Source organism: Brucella pseudogrignonensis (assembly GCF_002252525.1).
GTDB lineage: Bacteria > Pseudomonadota > Alphaproteobacteria > Rhizobiales > Rhizobiaceae > Brucella > Brucella pseudogrignonensis.
The window spans coordinates 1-1313 of sequence record NZ_NNRM01000013.1; the positions used below are offsets into that span (position 1 = coordinate 1).

Below are 1313 nucleotides of genomic sequence, written 5' to 3' on the forward strand. Positions count from 1 at the left end.
GCCCCTTCGTCGAACGCGCTGACACCGAACCCACCGCACGTTCGTGAGAATAGTTAGAGTTGCCGCACCGTTGGTTACGTCGATGGTATGCAAGCAGATTTCAATTCATCGCTTCGGAATCAAAAAGCCCGGCGACAGTTTGCCACCGGGCTTTGAGTGTTTAGAGCGCGTTTCGATCCGATCGGCGCTCTAATTTTCTGTTTTAACGCGCATCGTTGCCCGAAAGCCGTTTCACACCTTTCGGGATGCGCTTTAGATCAAGCCTTCTTCTTTGAGAGCCTTCTGTACGGCAGGACGCGCCATGACGCGTTCGCGCAGAGCAAGAGCCTTCGGATAGGCGCTAAGATCGACCTTCAACATAAGGCCCCAACCGATGATGACGGATACATAGGCATCGGGTTGGGTAAAATTGGCCCCAAGCCAGAAGTCGTGGTCGCTTGAAAGCATCGCCTCAAGCTGCCCCATGCGACGATTGATGGAGGCAACCACTGTGGTCTTTGCTTCCTCCGTCAAATTGGGCGCGAACAGACCGCCGAACGCTGTATGCAGATCACCGCAAAAGCCGAGCGCTTCCTGCAAACGAGCACGTTCAATCGCGCCATAGGCAGGCTTGAAGGCTGCAACATCAGAGTGATCGCCGATATACTGCAGGATTGCCGCGTTCTGCGTAATCACGACACCGGGCTCAACCTCGATAGCAGGTACAGCACCACGCGGGTTGATTTTCAGGTAGTCGGCACCACTCGCTGTTTTCTTTTCCTTGAGATCAACGGCTTCGAGATCATAGGAAAAGCCTGCTTCGCTGAGCACGATGTGGGGTGCCAATGAACATGCGCCGGGTTTGTAATAGAGCTTCATCACAGTCTCCGTTGAGATGGTTTCGCTTGGGCTTCTATCAGTTTGCTACGGGGCGACAAAATTCTTTGCTATCACGATATTGGGATATGGATTTGCTGGCGTGGTGGCTTTGTTGGATGACTTTGCCCTTTAGCCTTCTTCATCATCTATCAGAAACGGCAAAAGCCCGGCTGCATTTGCACCGGGCTTTTTGATTTGCTTTAGGTTTGGGCTTTGGTTGCGTGTGATGCTTTTTGCCGTTTGTCGGGTCATCGATATTGGATCGCTTACAATGCTCCTCCCGGTTCAGGTTATGATGCTGAAGAGGTGAGAGCGTTCAAAGATCGATTGATTATCGGTCTCAGCGCGAGCGGGCTGCTCCATGGAGCTTTCACAAGCCGTACAGCTACGAGCATGGCGTATGTATCGCGGGTTTTAGTATTTTCAGGGAAGGATATTGGTTGCGGGGGCAGGAT

The 1313-nt window shown here is 52.4% G+C and carries 1 protein-coding gene; it reads right to left on the reverse strand.

The annotated features are described in order from the left end of the window. Positions 1–252: 252 nt before the first annotated feature. A complete protein-coding gene (gene gst, locus CEV34_RS05170; RefSeq protein WP_064321126.1) occupies positions 253–858 on the reverse strand; it encodes a glutathione transferase in 606 nt (201 codons plus the stop codon). Between the last annotated feature and the right edge of the window lie 455 nt (positions 859–1313).